Below are 18240 nucleotides of genomic sequence, written 5' to 3' on the forward strand. Positions count from 1 at the left end.
TACTTTACAGCATCTCGAAACACGGTTCGTGAAGACATGAGCCCGCTTTTCAGACACCTTGAGATAGGTCAACTATAAGTGCGATTGCGGCGATGCAACATTGATTTAAATCAAATTCTACAGCAATATTATTTAAATGTAATATTTTGCAAGCAAGCGTGCGGTGCTATTTATTTGATAATTCGAGGAGGACTTCAAGAAGGGACGCTGCTGCCACGAGCTGGATTGGTATGGTCGGGTATGATAACGAAAGGCAATTAATTGCCTATGCATAATATTATCAAAAATAACAAACAGGGGCCATGGCATTGCAATGCAACATGGCTCCCCATCGGTGTTTTTCTACCCATTCACTACTGTGCAGGCGCCGCGCGCGAGTACAGATCGATGATGGTGCCGATACCATCGCGGCACACGGAACAGAAGGTCTCGCTGCGGTCGAACATGATGCATTGCATCTCGGGCCGGTAGTAGCCGGACGATTCATAGTTCGCGCCCTCGAACGCGCCCACCGCATGGCGCTGCGGCGCCCTGGAGAACAGTTGCTGTGTGTAGGCCAGGTCGGCCTTGAACAAGGCGCTCATCTCGCTTTCCGGACGGTTGGCCGCGCGCAGGGCCGCGCGCTGCTGCTGGTACTCGCGCGCATGGCTGTCGTACGCCTCCTTCGGCCATGGCGTCGGCAGCGGCGTGCCCGCCTTCACGTGGTTCTGCCATTTCAGTTTGGCCGGATCGCGCAGCGCCGTGGCGTTCGGCTCCCACGGTTCCTGGCGCTCGCCATTCGACTGGTAGGCCACGGGCGAGGTGTAGTACTCGTCGGCCAGGCCGGCGAAATGGTGGCCGAATTCATGCACGAACAGATAGTCGGCCCAGTCGCTGTTCGCCGCCGCCGTGCTGAACTGGCCGAAGATGCCGCCGCCGCCATAGGTATCATTGTTGACGAGGATTTCGATGAATTCATACGGCGCGTACTGCGCCAGGTCGCGCAGCGCGCGGTTGTCCGTGGTCAGCACATAACGCTCGCTGCCGAAGATATCGTAGCGCGTGCCCAGCGGCGACGCATGGTGCACGCCCGTCGACGGACGCGACACGCCCGATTCCTCGGTCGGCACGGCCATGGCCCATACGTTGAAGTCATTGGCGCGCTCGCGGAAAGGCGAGACGGTAAACAAATGCCCGGCCAGCTTGCGCGCGGTGGCTTCGAACTTGCCCATTTCCGCTGCCGTATAGCCGTCGCCCATGATCAGCAGGTCGACCTTGTCCGGCGACGGGCCCGTCACATGGATCGGTATCGGCTTGACCGGCGCCGGCGGCTGCTTGCGGATCACATCCTGCGCGGCGGGGTCGACATCGGTGCTCCACACAATGGAAAACAGGCCGCGCTCGTCGCGCTTGAGGATGCGCACGCGCACCGGATGCTCCGGCTGCGGGAAGCGCACGGATTCCTGGAACGCGCGCGTGGTGGTTTTCGCTTCGTCAGTGCTGGCCCACTCGCCGAAAATAGTGGAGAAACCGCGCGAATACAGCAGCCTACCCGACTTGATGTCGACCACTTCCAGCATGTTGTTGCCGCGGTTGCTGTCGTCGATGGCGCGCGCCAGATTACCCGGCCACGGCAGCGGCTCGACCAGCACGCGCTCGACCGCATAATGCTCGCCCAGGGCATTGCCGCTGTGCTGGTAATCGAGGCGCATGGTGGCCGGCTGGGCCGCCTGCGCGGCAGGAGCAATGCCGGTAGCCAGCGCCAGCGCGCACAGGAGGGATCGGATCGGGGTCGGCAGCATCTCATTCCTAACACGGTAGAAAAACGGATAAAAGAGGGGATTTTCCGAACAAACGGCGGCGCCAGCGGCGGGCACTGGAAAATCCGGTGCGGCACATTGTAGCGACCGGGATGGTCCATGCAAAGCACGTATTTCACGCGCGCTTGACCGCGCCGCGCAATCCGATTATATTAGATTGACTAGTCGATTAATAAAAAGGACCAGCATCATGCGCACCATCGATCCAGACAAGCATGCGGCCCGCCGCGACGCCATCCTCGCGGCGGCGCGCAGCTGCTTCGCCCGCAAGGGTTTCCACCAGACCAGCACCGCCGCCATCTGCGCGCAGGCGGGCATGAGTCCCGGCAACCTGTTTCATTATTTCCCCACCAAGCAAGCCATCATTGCCGCCATCGTCGACCAGGAAGGCAGCGAAACGGCCGCCTATTTCAACGCCATCCAGGGCAGTGCCGATGCCTATGGCGCGCTGCGCGACTTCATGGACCTGGTGCTGGCGCTGGCGGCCGACGCGGGCTTTGCGGGACTGGCGCTGGAGATTTCCGCCGAGGCGATGCGCGACCAGGACATCGCGGCCAGGGTCGCCCGCAACGATGCCCAGTTGCGCGCCAGCGTGCAGGCGCTGCTCGAAACAGCGGCCGCGCAAGGCCAGATCGACGGCACGCTCGACCCGGCGCAGACGGCCGGCTGGATCGCCGCGCTGATCGACGGCATCTTCAACCGCATCGCTGTCGATCCGCACTATGCGCCGCTGGCGCAGCGCGCCGGCCTGCATCAACTGCTGGCGCGCTTCCTGCGCCCGGCCCTGGCATGACCGCCGCCATGCCAGGCTCACTGACCACCCCATCGGTGCGCATCGCCGATGTCGACGCCCTGCGCGGCTGCGCGCTGTTCGGCATTTTGGCGGTCAATATCGGCGCATTCGCCACGCCGTGGTTCGGCCTGGGCCTGCCCGATCCCGCTTTCCACGGCCCCCTGGAGCGCGCCACGCATTTTCTCGTCGCGCTGCTGTTCGAAACCAAGTTCTACCTGCTGTTTTCCTTCCTGTTCGGCTACAGCTTCACCTTGCAGATGCAGGCGGCCGCGCGCGCCGGTGCGCCGTTCGTGCCGCGCATGCTGCGCCGGCAGGCGGGCCTGTGGCTGATCGGGGCACTGCACGCGGTGCTCCTGTTTCATGGCGACATACTCACCACCTACGCTCTGCTGGGCATCGTGCTGCTGGCGCTGCACCGCTGCGGCGAACGCCAGGCACTGTCCCTGGCCCTCATCCTCGTCGCCGTCTGCGCGGCATTCTGGGGATCGATGGCCTGGCTGCAAAGCCTGCAGCCGGCGGGTGACGCGGCGGACAACGCCATGGCCATGGCGCAAAAGGCGGCAACGGCGCTGGCCGCCTACCGCGCCACGCCAGCCGCCGTCGTCAATCAGCACCTGCGCGAACTGAGCGACATCTGGATCGTCCTGCTGCTGGTGCAGGCGCCCTGCGCGCTGGCCATGTTCCTGTGCGGCCTGGCCGCCGGCAAGCGCGAGATGCTGCTGCACGCAGGCGATTATCTGCCGCTGCGCCGCCGCCTGCTGTGGGCCGGCGCGCTGGCGGGCCTGCCCGGCGCGGCCTTCTATGCGTGGACCTCCGTGTATGGCGACAGCCAGGCGTGGCAGGTGGCGGGACTGGCCGTGGGCCTGGCGAGCGCGCCGCTGCTGGCCGGCGCCTACCTGGCAGTGGCGCTGGCCCTGTTCGAGCGCCTGCGCGACGGCACGCTGTTTTCCCTGCTGGCCGATACGGGCCGCATGGCCCTGTCGAACTACCTGCTGCAGTCGGCCGTCTGCGCCTGGCTGTTCCTCGCCTACGGCGCGCGGCTGATGGGCAGCGTCTCGCCGCAGGGGGCGCTGGCGCTGGCAGCCATCATCTTCGTCCTGCAACTACCGCTGAGCCGCTGGTGGCTGCGCGGCCACGCGTATGGCCCCGTCGAGTGGCTGCTGCGGGCAGTGACGATCGCTGCGTGGCCGCGCTGGCGGCGCACCGGCGCAAGCTACTTGTAGCGGTACAGCGGCTGGCGCAGCTGGATCGGGCGGATGTCGAGGCGCAGCTTCAGCACCGAATACGCTTCCGCTTCGGTCGAGCTGTAGCCGACGCTGTTGACGGTCTTGCTGAAGCGGAACTCAAACCCGAGGTCCGGGTAGGGATCGCGCGGGTTGCCGAAGGCGATACCGATCGCTTCCTGCTGCGCGTTGTCGATCAAGTTGCCCATCAGGTCGAGCACGGCGTTATTGCCGAGGATATCGTTGGTAAACACAGGTTCGCGCATGTCGGGCTGGTTCGGATCGAGCTTGTTGTCGGCCTTGTCCGGCGACGGCGTGAAGACGCGCGTGACGAGGTTGAACTTGTCGCCCCGGTCCAGGTAGCTGATGGCCGCGTTGCTGATATTGAAATTTTTCACGCCGCGGTCGCTGATGGCGCCCGACAGGTCGATCAGCAAGGCGCCGCTGTAGCCGATGACTTCCACGTCGCGCATGGCGTCGACCACCATGGCGCTGTTTTCATCGATGCCCAGGCCCAGGTGATAGCCTTTTTTCAGCATCACGGGAATCATGCGCGCAAAGCGCCCGCGCACCAGCAAATGCTGGTCGACGAAGACGTCGCTGCCGATGAAGCCCAGGCCGGGCGCGATTTCGCGGCCGTCCGTGACGCCCATTTTGAGCATGTCGAGCACCGGCTTGGCGTCGTAGAACATGGTGGTGCTCATGATGGCGGCGCCGGCGCTGGAACCGGCGATCACGCCGCCATTGCGGTAGACCGACCAGATGGCTTCCAGTGCGGCAGTGCGGCTGCCGTCCGCGCGCAGCAAGGCTTGCGTGATGCGGCCCTGGTCGCCGCCGGCGAAATAGATGCCGGTGGCCGATTTGATCTGCGTGACGATGGCAGGGTCCTCGGCCGCCTTGCGGTAGTCGCTATTCGGCAGTTTTACGCCCAGCGGCACGAAAAACGCATCCGCGCCGTATTGATTCAGCTTGCCGATGATGCTCTGGCCCGATTTTTCGGGGTTGATCGAGGCCGAGGCCAGCACCGCGATGCGGGCGCCCTTGCCACCCGCCAGCGCGACGATGCGCTGCCACACTTCGGCATTATCGGCGCGCAAGCCGCCGCCGATGATGACCAGCGTGCCTTGCGGCGCGCTGCCGATGCTGCTGCCAGACGGCGCCGCGGCGGCCTGGGAGCCACAAAATGCCAGCGCGAACAGCAGCGCGGCGGCCAACTTCTGATACAGGGTTGCGTATGATTTCATGGTGCCTTTCGAATGCAAAGAAAGTGGCGCGCGCCTGGCACGCGCCACATACCGCCGATTCTGCTGCCTGCTGCCCAACTCCATCGAACTACATGCTACCCGCCGCACATGACAGCGGTGTTGCGTCATTTCCTGTTGCATCCACTATTTACTTGAAGCTGTAGCTGGCCGTGACATAAAAACGACGCCCGCGCGGGTCCGTATAGGTGGGGTCATAGCCGGACAGGAAATAATAGGCCTGGTTCGAGTACGGCGGACTGGTATTGAACAGGTTCTGGATGCCCGCGCGCAGCTTGAACTGCTTGCTGACCGCATATGCGCCCGACATGTCCCACAGCGAGTACGCCTTCACCCGGTTCGCCTTGACCACGCTGCCGTCGTCCGTATTGATGGCCGAGTTCTGGTCATCGTAGCCGCTCGAATAGGTGTTCGACAGGCTGGCCGAATACGGCCCGCTGTCCCAGTCCAGCGTCACTGTATGGCGCCAGCGCTGCACCACGCCATCCGTGACGAAGGCATTGAGGTTGCTGATGTAGGCATCGCCAGGGCTGGTCTGGATTTTCGAATCGAGCACCCAGGTGCCGCTCAGGTGGCCGCCGAAACGTCCCCACGCCGTCTTCACGCCATGCAGGTCGGCCGTGAGGTCGAGGCCGGAGGCCTTTTGCGCGCCGCGGTTCTCCTTGCGCAGCTCGATGTAGTCGATTTCATTGTCCTCGTCCCTGTGCACCAGATCGCCGTACTTGGACAGGTTCGCCAGGATGACGTCGTCGCCGATTTCACTGATCAGGTCCGTGCGCTTGATATTCCAGTAATCCAGGCTGAAGGTCCAGTGCTGGCTGGGCTCAAGCACCAGGCCGGCCGAGAACTGGCGGCTGCGCTCCGGCTTCAGCTTGTCGTTGCTGTAGCGGCGTGTATTCCAGTTGTCGGCGCAGATCGAATAGTCATTGCCTTCGGCCGCGCAATAGACGGGATCGGGCAAGGTCGCTGTCTGGCTATACACGGTGGGGCGGTGCAGGTCCGACATCGACGGCGCGCGGAAGCCCTTGCCGGCGGAGGCGCGCATCAGCACCTGCTTGCTGGGCATGTAGGTCAGGCCGATCTTCGGACTGAGCGCCCCGCCCACCTGCTGATAGTGGTCATAGCGGCCCGACAGCTGCGCCTGCCACTGTTTGGTAAACGGCAGCAGCAGTTCGCTATACACGGCTTGTACCTTGCGGCTGTCACTGGTGGACATGCCACCCTCGGGCGCCGCATCGTCATTGATGTTGTCGCTCATCAGCAAGGCCGATGGCCGGAACTCCGTGCGCTCGCGGCGCATCTCGCCGCCGATCGCCAGCGCCATGTCGCCGCCGCCCATGGCCATCAGCGCGCGTGAGGCCTTGAAATCGATCGCATCCATGACGCCGCGCGCATGGCGTACCTCATCATTGACCTGGATGCTGTCGATCAGCGCCAGGCCTTCGGCACTGGAGGGTCCGAAGGGATTGATACGGCCATCGGCAATGCCTTCGCGCAGCTTGTCCTTCAGCAGATAGCCGTGCGTATCGCGGTCCCTGACGGTATTGACGCTGTGATTGAATCCCACGTCATAATCCCAGCCCGCCACGGTGCCGTTCGCTCCAACCACGAAACGCTGGCTTTCGCTGGTCAGTTCACTGGTGCGGTTGCCCGCTTCCTTGAGGCGCAGGCGCAGTTCCAGTTCGCCCGGAATATCGTCGTCGAGCTGGTCCAGGCCGGTGCCCGCCAGTTGCGGCACCTTGCGATAGTCCATGTAGCCGATCACCCGCGTCGAGGAGGCGACATAATTGGTGCGCGAACGGCTCAGCGCCACTTCTGCATACAGCTGATGGTCGGCATTCAGCTTCAGCACGCCCCGCGACAGGAAATTCTGCTTTTCCGATTTCGGGTACAACTCCGTGTCGCGCATGTAATCGTAGGTGCAGCCATCGACGCCGCCAGTGCCATTGGGCAGGTACAGGTTGGCGGGCGGGTTGCAGTCGGGGAGCGACAGGTTGATCTGCCGGTTGGTAATCGGCTTGCCGTTCAACAGGAAACCGGTCTCCTGCAGATAATCGCGCTGGGTTCCCGTCAGGCGGATATTCGCGGGACTGGTAAAGCTCGACAGCATGTGGCCAAGGCGCTCGGGCACATGCAGGTTCGGAATGAACTTGCGCTGCGAGGTGCTGAGGCGGTCCGTCTGCTGCGCGTCAAACACGGCGAAGATATTGTAGCCATCCGTGGCCAGGTCGCCCGTGCCGGCCGTGATGCTGGCAGTGCGCTTGCCGGCGCCGCCCTCCTGCGTGCCGCTGCCATACGCGTTGAGCTCCACGCCCTGGTAATCCTTGCGCGTAATAAAATTGATGACGCCGCCGATGGCGTCCGTGCCATACAGGGCCGAGGCGCCGTCAAGCAGCACTTCCACGCGCTGCAGGGCGGCGGCTGGGATGTTATTCAGGTCCACGCCCGCATCGTCGCCGGGCGAGGCGAAGTTCGCCATGCGCCGGCCATTGAGCAGCACCAGGGTCGATGACGTGCCCACGCCACGCAGGTTGGCGCTGTTGAAGCCCCGCTGGTCGCCGCCGATATTGATACTGGCGCCATCGGTCAGGCCGCCCACGTTGGCCGACACGCGCGCCATCAGCTCGGCCGCCGTCGTCACGCCGGCCTTTTCGATATCGGCGCGCGTGATGACCTGCACGGGCAGCGCCGTCTCCGATTCCAGGCGCTTGATGGCCGATCCGGTGATTTCCACGCGCTGCAGCTTGGGCTGCGCCGCTTCCTGCGCCGGCTCCTGTGCCAGCGCGCCATTGCCCAGCATGCCCAGCGCCGCAGTCATCCCCGCCGCGCCCACTGCCTGGCGCACGGCATGCGCAAGTACCGAGACGCGTGGCGGCATCGGCCTGTTTTGTTGTTTTTCTGTGTGCATTCCAATTCTCCTGATGGTGTTAACCCCGATTTTTATAATGACTTCTTTTTAGGTCCTGCCCTGCGCTGCTTTGCTACTGTTTTCCGTGGCCCCTGCGCACCATGCTCGCCGCCATACAGATAGGCGGCAATCACTTCGCTGAGGCGTTCTGCCTTGTCGACGTTGTCCTTGTTCGAGACCATCAGCGCCACGGCCAGCGCCTCGATCATGGCCAGTGCCGTACTGGCGCTGCTGGGCAGGACCGGATGCGTGCTTTGCGCATACAGCGCGTGGTCAGCCAGTTCCGCCAGGGGCGAGGCGGGTGAATCCGTGAGCGCCACAATGCGGGCGCCGCGATCGCGCGCGAAGCTGGCCAGGCCGATGCAGTCAAGCGTGTAGCGGGGGAAGGAAATCACCACCAGCACGTCTTGCGCCGTCAGGTTGACCAGGTGGCCGGCAGCCACTTCCGAACCGCCGATGCCCACCACTTCCACGACGTGCGGACAAAACGGCTGCAAGTGCTGCACCAGCATGCCGGCCAGGTTGGCCGACAGGCCAAAACCCATCACATACACCACATTGGCGCGCGTCAGGCGGCGCACCACGGCCTGCATCCCCGGCAGGGACAGGGCGCCGGCCGTGGCGGCGATATTCGCCGCCGCATATTCCAGGCTTTCCGTGACGGGCGAGGTGGCGCACGCGCGCCGCTCTATCGTGTGGCGCAGCTTGTCGACCGGCTGCAACAGTGCTTGCAGGGTTTCGGCCATGGCGCCGCGCATGGCCGAGTAATTCTTCTGGCCGATGTCGCGCGCGAAACGGCTGATGGTGGCCGTCGATACCTGGCAGCTGTCGGCCAGTTCCTCGATCCCCAGTGCGGTCACGCGCATCTGGTTGCGCAGCAGGTAGTCGGCAATCTGCCGCTGCGAGGCCGAACCGTTCGCCAGCACATGCATCAGGGCCTGTCCCAACGGAGACTGCGCAAAAGCGGCATCGGGCGACGACAGCGTGGCGGCCGATGCCGTGCGGAGGCTGCTGCGGGCAGGACTGGCGGATGGTTTCATATCACTGGCGGCCTGTGTTCTTGTGTATGGCGGATGGCGGATAAAAAGGCGAGAACGGGTCGCTGGAACTTACTGTACTCATATCAAAAACAAAACTCAACAAATATTTGTAAAAGAATTTTCATTGATTTACTTCGTGAAAATAATGCTACATAATCGACCGAAATCCATCAACCGCGCCCCGTTTTGGGGCAAATCCATCATGCAAGCACACCAGCATCCGATCTCCACGCCCCACGCCAGCGTCGCCTGCCAGTTGATCAGTTTTCACTTCGGCGGCGCGGCCGCCGACAGCCGCAGCGGCAAGAAGGTCTACATCCAGGCAGCGCTGCACGCGGACGAAGTGCCGGGCATGCTGGTGTCGCAATTCCTGCGCCGCGAGTTGCTGGCGCTGGAAGCGGCCGGCAAGCTCCATGGCGAAGTGATCCTGGTACCGGCGGCCAATCCCATCGGCCTGGCGCAAGCCATCCATGGCGCGCCGTTCGGCCGCTTCGACCTGACCACCGGCATCAACTTCAACCGCGCCTACCGCCACGTCGCCGATGAACTGAAGACCACGCTCGATGGACAGCTGGGACAGGATGCGGGCGCCAACGTGGCCCTGATCCGCCAGCATGCGCGCGCCGCCGTCGCCGCCTGGCAGCCCGGCACCGATGCGGAAGTGCTGAAAAAGACCCTGCTCGGCATGGCCATCGACGCCGACATCGTGCTCGACCTGCACTGCGACAATGAAGCGGCGCTGCATATCTATACGGGCACGCCGCTGGCCGCACAGATCGCGCCCCTGTCCGCCCTGCTTGGCGCGCGCGCCGTGCTGCTGGAACTGGCGGCCGGCGAAGAGCCGTTCGATGAAGCGTGCAGCCGCCTGTGGTGGGATCTCGACGCGCACTTCAAAGGACGCTACCCGATTCCCGCCGCCTGCCTGTCGACTACCGTCGAATTGCGCGGCGAAGTGGAAGTAAGCTACGACCTGGCCGAGCGCGATGCGCGGGCGCTGCTGCGCTTCCTCGCCATCGAGGGCGTGCTGGATATCGATGGCGCCGGCGACGACCTGCCCGCGCCGCAATGCCAGCCAACGCCGCTGGCCGGCGTGGAACCCATTCTCGCACCGCACCACGGCGTACTGGTCTACCTGCGCGAGATGGGCGACGTGCTGGCGGCCGGCGATGCGCTGGCCGACCTGATCGACCCGGTCAGCGGCGAGACGACGACTTTGCGCTGCACGGTCGCCGGTGTATTCTTCGCGCGCAGCGCCCACCGCCACGTCTTGCGCGGCATGAACGTCGGCAAGGTCGCCGGTGCCGTCGCCTTCCGCGGCGGCAAACTACTGAGCCAATAGAACACTCTCCGACATGAAAAAATTCAAGCTGCCGAATACCTTCGTCCTGCTATGCGGCATCCTGGCCATGATCGCGCTGGCGACGTGGCTGGTGCCGGGCGGGAAATTCGACACCCAACTGGTGAACGGCAAGCAGTTGATCGTTCCGGGCACCTTCCACTACATCGACAACAAGCCGCAAGGGCTGGCCGCGCTGTTGATGTCGCCCATCAAGGGCTTCGTCGACGCCAGCCTGATCATCGGCTTCATCCTGATCGTCGGCGGCGCCTTCTCGGTGCTGCAGAAAACCGAAGCCTTCGATTCGCTGATCAAGGCCATCGCCAAGGCCCACACCAGTTCGCGCTTCGTGCGCGCCGCCATCATCCCCGTGTTTTTCACCATGTTTTCGCTGGGCGGTGCCACCTTCGGCATGAACGAGGAGGCGATCCCCTTCATCCTGATCTTCGTGCCGCTGGCCCTGGCGCTGGGCTACGACACCATCACTGGCGTGTCGATTCCCTTTCTGGGCTCGCAGGTGGGCTTTTCCGCCGCCTTCCTGAATCCCTTCAATGTCGGCATCGCGCAGGGCATCGCGGGCGTACCCATCTTCTCCGGCATCGGTTACCGCCTGATCGTGTGGGCCATCGCCACGTTTGTCAGCATCGTTTTCCTGATGTGGTACGCGGCGCGCATCAAGCGCCATCCGGAAAAAAGCCCGACCTACCTGCTCGACATCGAAAAGCGCGGCGAACATTCTCTGGACCTGGACGGCTTTGCCGGCATGACGCGCAGACACCGCGCGGTGCTGTGGATCTTCCTGGCAACCCTGCTGACGATGGTGGTCGGCGTCGTCAAGTACGACTGGTTCATCGATGAAATCGCCGCCCTGTTCCTGGTGATGGCCATCGTCGTCGGCCTGGTCGGCCGGCTCGATGCCGACAGCCTGGTGGCGTCCTTCGTGCAAGGCGCGCGGGACATGGTGGGCGTGGCGCTGGTGATCGCACTGGCGCGCGCCACCATGATCCTGGCGCGCGACGCGCAGATCATCGACACCATGCTGCATGCGCTGACACCCCTGGTCGCCTCGTCCAGCCCCATCTTCGCCGCGCAAAAGATGTTCTTCATGCAATCGGTGATCAACTTCTTCATCCACTCGGGCAGCGGCCAGGCCGCGCTAACGATGCCCATCATGGCACCGCTGGCGGACCTGGTGGGCGTGACGCGGCAGACGGCAATCCTGGCGTTCCAGTTCGGCGAATTCACCACGCCGATGATTCCCACCTCCGGCATCACGGTCGGCGTGCTGGCACTGGCGCGCGTACCCTGGATTACCTGGGCCAAGTGGATGATCCCGCTGCAGCTGATCTACCTGGTGCTGGCGCTGCTGTTGCTGATTCCACCTTGCCTGATGCACTGGCAATGAAGGCCACGGCCCGCGCGGGAACACCCCGCGCGCGATAAATGGCTTGACCTTGTCCGCGCGGGAAGGTCCAAGGTGGCGGCATTCATGGAGATCCCTGTATGCCAAAAATCACAATTTTGCCCCATCCCGAACTGGCCCCCGCCGGCGCCGTGCTGGAAGTGCCGGCGACAAGCAGCATTTGCGATGCATTGCTGCTTCACAATATTGAAATTGAACACGCTTGCGGACAGGTCGGCGCATGCTCGACTTGCCACGTCGTCGTCGTGGATGGATTTGAATCGCTCAATGGCCTGGGCGATTATGAAGAAGATATGTTGGACCAGGCCTGGGGCCTGCAGCCTCAGTCCCGGCTATCCTGCCAGGCACGCCTGAACACCACAGACATTACGGTAGCCATTCCAAGGTATTCCCTCAATCATGCCAAGGAAAAACCGTAGGCCTGCTTGCTGGCGTTCATATGCATGCCGCAAGACGCTGCCCTTGCATGGGTATTGCCTGCTGCGGCTGTACTGACTACAGATACGACTGCCTGCGTTGCATCGCAACGCGCTTACAGTGCGGCCTTTTCTTCCGCGCTCAAACGCTTGGCGCTGACGTACACGGTATGCATGGTGATGGCGTCGGCGCTGGCGACGACCGTGGCTGGCGCGGCGCGGACCGGCGATACCGAAGCCGTGGCCATGCTGCTGGCGGCGCCAATGGCGATGATGGCAACGAAGATGGCTTCCATGTGTTTGGCGATGTTCATGATGTTTTTCCTTGAGGTTGAGGGACGTTGCTGTTTGTCCTGCGATGATTGAACTTTAGGCCCGCACCCGCCGGAACGCCATCGGATTGCGACAAGATGCACAATTTGCGGGACAGAATACAAAAAGCCCGGATTGAACGCGCAGATGCGCTGCGCGCGCGCGGTTTGACGCCTGGCAGCCCCATTCCTGGCCATTTCCCCGCCTTCCAGGCCGCTAAAAGCCCTACCGCCCGTCAACCTTGTTTATAATCGGCATACACTAAAGGACTTCTTTCATGACTGATCAATTCTCCAAAAAGGGCGAAGCCTGGTCGGCCCGGTTTTCCGAACCGGTCTCGGACCTCGTCAAGCGCTATACCGCTTCTGTATTTTTTGACAAGCGCCTGGCGCTGTTCGATATCGAAGGTTCGCTGGCCCATGCGGAAATGCTGCATGCGCAAGCCATCATCAGCCCTGCCGACTACGCGGAAATCCAGCGCGGCATGGCGCAAATCTCGCAGGAAATCGCCGCCGGCCAGTTCGAATGGCTGCTGGACCTGGAAGACGTCCACCTGAATATCGAAAAACGCCTGACCGAACTGGTAGGCGATGCGGGCAAGCGCCTGCACACTGGCCGTTCGCGCAACGACCAGGTGGCCACCGACATTCGCCTGTATGTGCGTTCCGCCATCGACGACATCACCGCGCTGCTGGGCACCTTGCGCAGCGCGCTGACGGACCTGGCCGAGCAGCACGCCGACACCATCATGCCGGGCTTCACGCACATGCAGGTGGCGCAGCCGATCACCTTCGGCCACCACATGCTGGCGTATGTCGAAATGTTCGGCCGCGACGCCGAGCGCATGGCCGATACCCGCAAGCGCGTCAACCGCCTGCCGCTGGGCGCGGCCGCGCTGGCCGGCACCACCTTCCCGATCGACCGCCTGCGCGTGGCAAAAACACTGGGTTTCGACGACGTCTGCCACAACTCGCTCGACGCCGTGTCGGACCGCGATTTCGCCATCGAATTCTGCGCCGCCTCCGCCGTGCTGATGATGCACGTGTCGCGCATGGCCGAAGAACTGGTGATCTGGATGAGCCCGCGCATCGGCTTCATCGACATCGCCGACCGCTTCTGCACCGGCTCGTCGATCATGCCGCAAAAGAAAAACCCGGACGTGCCCGAGCTGGCGCGTGGCAAGACCGGCCGCGTCTACGGCCACCTGACCGGCCTGTTGACCCTGATGAAAGGCCAGCCGCTGGCCTACAACAAGGACAACCAGGAAGACAAGGAACCGCTGTTCGACACGGTCGACACCGTCATCGATACCCTGCGCATCTTCGCCGACATGGCCGGCGGCATCACGGTAAAACCGGAAGCGATGCGCGCGGCCGCCCTGCAGGGCTACGCCACGGCGACCGACCTGGCCGACTATCTGGTCAAGAAAGGCTTGCCGTTCCGCGACGCCCATGAAGCGGTGGCCCTGGCCGTGCGCGCCTGCGTCGACGCGGGCTGTGACCTGGCCGACCTGTCCTTGGACCAGCTGCGCGCGTTTTCGCCATTGACGGGCGAAGACGTGTTTGAAGTGCTGACCCTGGAGGGCTCCGTGGCCGCGCGCGACCACGTCGGCGGCACCGCGCCGCGCCAGGTCCGCGCGGCGATCGCCCGCGTGCGCACGCAACTGGAAAAATAAACCGACGCTCCCGCCACGGGACCAGCCGGCGCCCCGCTGCAGCGATGCAGCGGGGCGTTTTTCATTGGGCGACGATTTTCGACAGCACGGAAAAAGCAGCCCCTGTCTGCGATGCTTCCAGCAGCAGGGTCAGTTCCGTATAGGTGCAGATGATATTGATCAGGTTGATGCGGTCCCAGGCCAGGCGCTTGAGGATGGCGTGATACACGCCCGGCGTATTGCAGGTTTCCGGTGCCAGGTGCAGGGTGACGGCCGTCACGCGCTCCAGGCGCGCCAGTTCCTGCTCCGTGCCAAAGACTTCTTCCACCAGCGATTGCAGGGAGCGGCTGCAGATCACCATCACTTCGTTGACGCCGCGCGTCACCGTGATGAACATGCCGCGCTGCGGCGCGGCCAGCGCCAGCAGCTGCCGCTGGCAGGCATAGGTCTGGTCCGAATAACGGTAGGTAAAAACCATCAGCTCGCTGCGCGTGCTGATTTCTCCTGCGCGGTGCGCCAGCACGATCTCGCCGCTTTTCTGCTGCGGCAGCCGCTCGGCCAGGCGGCGCAGCGCCATCACCACGGCCGCCTGGCCCACCGGCTTCCACAAATCGGTCTGCAATTGCGGCTGCAGCTGGCGCGCCAGTTCCGAAAGATTGAGCAAGCCCCGGCCCAATCCCTCGCTGAGAAAGGCCGATTCCATCACGATCTGTTCCACTTTGGTCGCTATCGAAAGCATAGTTCACGGGCCGGGAATTCCGGTGCACGCACCAGGAGCCGGCATCCCTTCCTGAAAAAGAGGACGCACTGCGCCAGCGGCCGCGCCAGATGGCGCGGTCGGTCTCACGAAACACCCTTGCGGGAAAATCCGGAGGGTGGCGGCTAGGAAGGCGGATGCAGCATCAGCGCCGCTCCAGAGGGAAAATGGCTGAAACCAACAGCAGAAAACAGAACTGGTGTCATGTGAAACTCCCGATTTTTTTCCCGATGCGCTGCATGAACGCGGTCATTGCCGCGTGCGCTTTTTTTGTCTTGTGCCCTCCCGCCAGCGGGCAGCACGAATTCCTAGTGTAGATCGCAATATTTGAAAAACGCAACAGTGTTTTGCGAATAAAACGGACGAGTACGGCGACTAGTCCAAAACAAAAAATTCGGTTTGTCACAGATCAATCTTTCGTACGATCCATGCCAAATAAATGTTCAATTCTTAACAAAAATTCGCGTAGTGACCCATTTCTTGAATTTTTTGACATGGCGATCTCGACACGTTTAGTGTCCCCCTACCCGGCGTGATCGCCATCACACAACGGCAGGCTAGCCGGGGTGGCCATCAGACAATCGCGGCCAGCTCATTCACCATTTCCTTAACCGATACCATGGAGCAGAAATGAATTTACGTTTGACGATAGTTGCCGCATCCATCGCCGCCCTGCCGCTGATGGCCACCACGGCCCATGCCGCCACGCCGCTGCCACACACCTTGATGGCCGCCCCGGTCACCCTGGCTTCGCCACAGGAAAACGCCAGCCTGGTCAACAAGCTGGCGGCACAGGCGCGCTCGCGCGGCCTGAATGCCGAACATGGCTTCGTTGTCGGCGCACAGCATCCGGGCGTCAGCGGCACGCGCGTGAGCCGCGTGCAGCACACCTACAAGGGCTTGCCCGTGTTCGGCTCCGAGACGGTCGTGGTCAGCAACAACGCCGGCGACATCGTCAGCGAATCCGTGTCGGACCGCGCCTCGGGCCTCGGTAGCGGCGGCGTCAATTCCGTCACCCGCAACGCCACCACCGATATCGATACCACGCCGGCCGTCAGCGCCGCCGCCGCCATCGCCGCCGCCGTGAAAAGCATCGGCGTGCCGGCCGTCGACCATGTGCCGCCGCATGCGCAGCTGCTGATCTACCCCGTCATGAAAACCGTGCGCGTGGCCGGCGCCGAAAACAAGTCGGAAGCGGCGCTGAACGCCCTCGACGTGCAGGACGTGGTCGACCACTACGAGCTGGCCTACCTGGTGCAGACGCGCATGATCAGCGGCAGCAAGCCCGTCTACTACGACACCGTCGTCAGCGCCAGGGACGGCCGCATCCTGCGCCAGTGGAAAGCCCTGAAAACCGTCGCCGGCATCGGCAACAGCCAGTACAACGGCCAGGTGCCGCTCAACACCACGCTGACCGGCAGCACCTACACCATGAAAGATCCGAGCCGCGGCACGGGCGGCAGCTTCGGCGGCATGGCCATCACGAATGCCAACCACGGCACCACCTCGGGCAGCGTGTACAGCAGCACCAGCAATACCTGGGGCGACGGCCAGCAGTACATCAGCGGCGGTAGCACCACCAACGCCAACGGCCAGACGGCCGCCGTCAACGCCATGTGGGGCTTGATGAACACCTACGACACGCACAAGAATGTGCTGGGCTGGTCCAGCCTGGACGGCAACAACACGGCCACCCACATCGCCGCCCACGTCAACACGGCCTACGACAACGCCTATTACGATGGCAACTGCAAGTGCATGTACATCGGCGACGGCGGCAGCGCGTTCAACAACCTCGGCTCCATCGACGTCATCGGCCATGAGATGGGCCACGGCATCACGGACGCCACCTCGGGCCTGATCTATTCGCAGGAGTCGGGCGGCTTGAACGAGTCGAGCTCGGACATCGCCGGCGAGATGGTGGAAGCGTATGCGCGCGCCGGCGGCACGGGCACCACGATTCCCAACACGGGCAACGATTGGATGACGGGCAAGGAGATCGCCAAGAATGGCCAGCCGCTGCGCTGGTTGTACAAGCCGAGCAAGGATGGCAGCAGCCCGAACGCGTGGAGCAGCACCATCAAGAACCTCGACGTCCACTACAGCAGCGGCCCGAACAACCGCATGTTCTACTTCCTGTCGCAAGGCTCGAATTCCACGTCCAGCAGCGACTACTACAGCTCCTACCTGAACAAGAGCCCGCTGGCCATGACCGGCATCGGCAGCGACAAGGCCTATCGCATCTGGTTCAAGGCCGCCACCACCAAGTTCACCTCGTCGACCAACTATGCCGACGCGCGCAACAAGGTGCTGCAGGCAGCCGAGGAACTGTATGGCGTGGGCAGCGCGGAATCGATCGCCGTCAAGCGCGCGTATGCGGCCATCAACGTCGGCACCGACGTCGATGAAACGACGACGGGCGGCGCCGTGACCATCACCAGCCAGCCGGCCAGCATCAGCGTCGCACCGGGCGCCACCGCCTCGTTCGCCGTGGGCGCCGGCGGCGGTACTGCGCCATACACCTACACCTGGTACCGCAACGGCGCCGTGATCAACGGCGCCACCTCGCCCGCCTACAGCTTCACGGCGCAGGCGGCCGACAATGGCGCCGTCTTCAAGGCCACGGTGACGGATTCCTCGTCGCCCGCCGTGACGGCCACGTCGAACAACGCCACCCTGACGGTGGGCACCAGCAGCGCCACCGAGCGCGTGACGAACGGCGGCTTCGAGTCCGGCGCCACGGGCTGGAGCGGCACCACGGGCGCCATCGGCACGTTCACGGGGCAAGCTGCGTACGAAGGCACGCAGTACGCCTGGTTGGGCGGCAATGGCGTCACGGCCAGCGAATCGCTGACGCAAAGCGTGGCCATTCCCGCCGCCGCCACCTCGGCCAGCTTGAGCTTCGCGCTGCATATCGACACGGCGGAAACGGGCAATACCGTGTACGACAAGCTGGTCGTCACCGTGAAGAACAGCGCCGGCACGGTGCTGGGCACCCTGGCCTCCTACTCGAACGTGAACAAGGCGGCCGGCTACCAGATCCGCACCTTCGACCTGATCGCCTACAAGGGCCAGACCGTGCAACTGTCGTTTGCCGCGACCGAGGACGCGTCGCTGCAAACCTCGTTCGTGATCGACAAGGTCAGCCTGGTTACCCAGTAAGCGGCTGAAGATGCGGGCAAGCCATCGATGTATCGGCTTGCCCGCACGGCACGATTGATTTTCTGGCAATTCCAGTCTACCCTGAGGCAGTGATTGCATCTTGCCTGCTGCCGGTACCCGCGACGAATTGAACTTTTTTTGGATGGTTCCTGACC

Annotated in this window: 13 protein-coding genes; 7 read left to right on the top strand and 6 right to left on the bottom strand. The window is 63.2% G+C overall.

The features are described 5' to 3' along the window. Positions 1 to 353: 353 nt before the first annotated feature. On the bottom strand, positions 354 to 1781 hold the full coding sequence (locus AC3RCJ_RS26095; protein WP_492957164.1) for an IgA Peptidase M64: 1428 nt from the start codon (positions 1779 to 1781) through the stop codon (positions 354 to 356). Positions 1782 to 1989: 208 nt separating this feature from the next. Here AC3RCJ_RS26095 and AC3RCJ_RS26100 point away from each other — a divergent pair, with 208 nt between their 5' ends. After that, positions 1990 to 2592: a TetR/AcrR family transcriptional regulator gene (locus AC3RCJ_RS26100; RefSeq protein ID WP_492957165.1), complete on the top strand. Its 603-nt coding sequence runs from the start codon at positions 1990 to 1992 to the stop codon at positions 2590 to 2592. Between the two features lie 8 nt (positions 2593 to 2600). After that, positions 2601 to 3815: a DUF418 domain-containing protein gene (locus tag AC3RCJ_RS26105; RefSeq protein ID WP_492957166.1), complete on the top strand. Its 1215-nt coding sequence runs from the start codon at positions 2601 to 2603 to the stop codon at positions 3813 to 3815. Here the strand turns inward: AC3RCJ_RS26105 and AC3RCJ_RS26110 are convergent. From AC3RCJ_RS26110 to AC3RCJ_RS26120, 3 genes are all read right to left on the bottom strand, one after another. After that, the gene (locus AC3RCJ_RS26110) at positions 3806 to 5059 is read right to left on the bottom strand and encodes a cyanophycinase (RefSeq protein WP_492957167.1); all 1254 of its coding nucleotides are present in this window, start codon (positions 5057 to 5059) and stop codon (positions 3806 to 3808) included. The two genes, AC3RCJ_RS26105 and AC3RCJ_RS26110, sit on opposite strands and share 10 nt — an antisense overlap. A gap of 148 nt (positions 5060 to 5207) precedes the next feature. Next, positions 5208 to 7985, bottom strand: a complete 2778-nt coding sequence (locus AC3RCJ_RS26115; RefSeq protein WP_492957168.1) for a TonB-dependent receptor — start codon at positions 7983 to 7985, stop codon at positions 5208 to 5210. Between the two features lie 32 nt (positions 7986 to 8017). Further along, the gene (locus tag AC3RCJ_RS26120) at positions 8018 to 9025 is read right to left on the bottom strand and encodes a MurR/RpiR family transcriptional regulator (protein WP_492957169.1); all 1008 of its coding nucleotides are present in this window, start codon (positions 9023 to 9025) and stop codon (positions 8018 to 8020) included. A 202-nt stretch (positions 9026 to 9227) separates the two neighbouring features. Between AC3RCJ_RS26120 and AC3RCJ_RS26125 the strand changes: the two genes are divergently transcribed. The 3 genes from AC3RCJ_RS26125 to fdx all read left to right on the top strand — a co-directional run bounded on the left by AC3RCJ_RS26125 (position 9228) and on the right by fdx (position 12203). Further along, the gene (locus AC3RCJ_RS26125; protein ID WP_492957170.1) at positions 9228 to 10364 is read left to right on the top strand and encodes a succinylglutamate desuccinylase/aspartoacylase family protein; all 1137 of its coding nucleotides are present in this window, start codon (positions 9228 to 9230) and stop codon (positions 10362 to 10364) included. Between the two features lie 13 nt (positions 10365 to 10377). Beyond that, positions 10378 to 11766: a YfcC family protein gene (locus tag AC3RCJ_RS26130; RefSeq protein WP_492957171.1), complete on the top strand. Its 1389-nt coding sequence runs from the start codon at positions 10378 to 10380 to the stop codon at positions 11764 to 11766. A 98-nt stretch (positions 11767 to 11864) separates the two neighbouring features. Next, a complete protein-coding gene (gene fdx, locus AC3RCJ_RS26135; RefSeq protein WP_492957172.1) occupies positions 11865 to 12203 on the top strand; it encodes an ISC system 2Fe-2S type ferredoxin in 339 nt (112 codons plus the stop codon). Positions 12204 to 12316: 113 nt separating this feature from the next. Here the strand turns inward: fdx and AC3RCJ_RS26140 are convergent, their stop codons facing one another. Further along, the gene (locus AC3RCJ_RS26140) at positions 12317 to 12514 is read right to left on the bottom strand and encodes a hypothetical protein (protein ID WP_492957173.1); all 198 of its coding nucleotides are present in this window, start codon (positions 12512 to 12514) and stop codon (positions 12317 to 12319) included. Between the two features lie 275 nt (positions 12515 to 12789). On the opposite strand from AC3RCJ_RS26140, the gene argH reads away from it, so the two are divergent. Next, positions 12790 to 14187, top strand: coding sequence for an argininosuccinate lyase (gene argH, locus AC3RCJ_RS26145; RefSeq protein ID WP_492957174.1), 1398 nt, complete (start codon positions 12790 to 12792; stop codon positions 14185 to 14187). Positions 14188 to 14248: 61 nt separating this feature from the next. On the opposite strand, the gene AC3RCJ_RS26150 is transcribed toward argH, so the two are convergent. Further along, positions 14249 to 14869 carry a hypothetical protein gene (locus AC3RCJ_RS26150; RefSeq protein ID WP_492957290.1) on the bottom strand — a complete coding sequence of 207 codons (621 nt, stop codon included), beginning with the start codon at positions 14867 to 14869 and terminating at the stop codon, positions 14249 to 14251. A 684-nt stretch (positions 14870 to 15553) separates the two neighbouring features. Here AC3RCJ_RS26150 and AC3RCJ_RS26155 point away from each other — a divergent pair. Beyond that, positions 15554 to 18085: a M4 family metallopeptidase gene (locus tag AC3RCJ_RS26155; RefSeq protein ID WP_492957175.1), complete on the top strand. Its 2532-nt coding sequence runs from the start codon at positions 15554 to 15556 to the stop codon at positions 18083 to 18085. Positions 18086 to 18240: the final 155 nt, after the last annotated feature.

This window comes from Janthinobacterium sp. GW822-FHT07H11 (assembly GCF_058798615.1).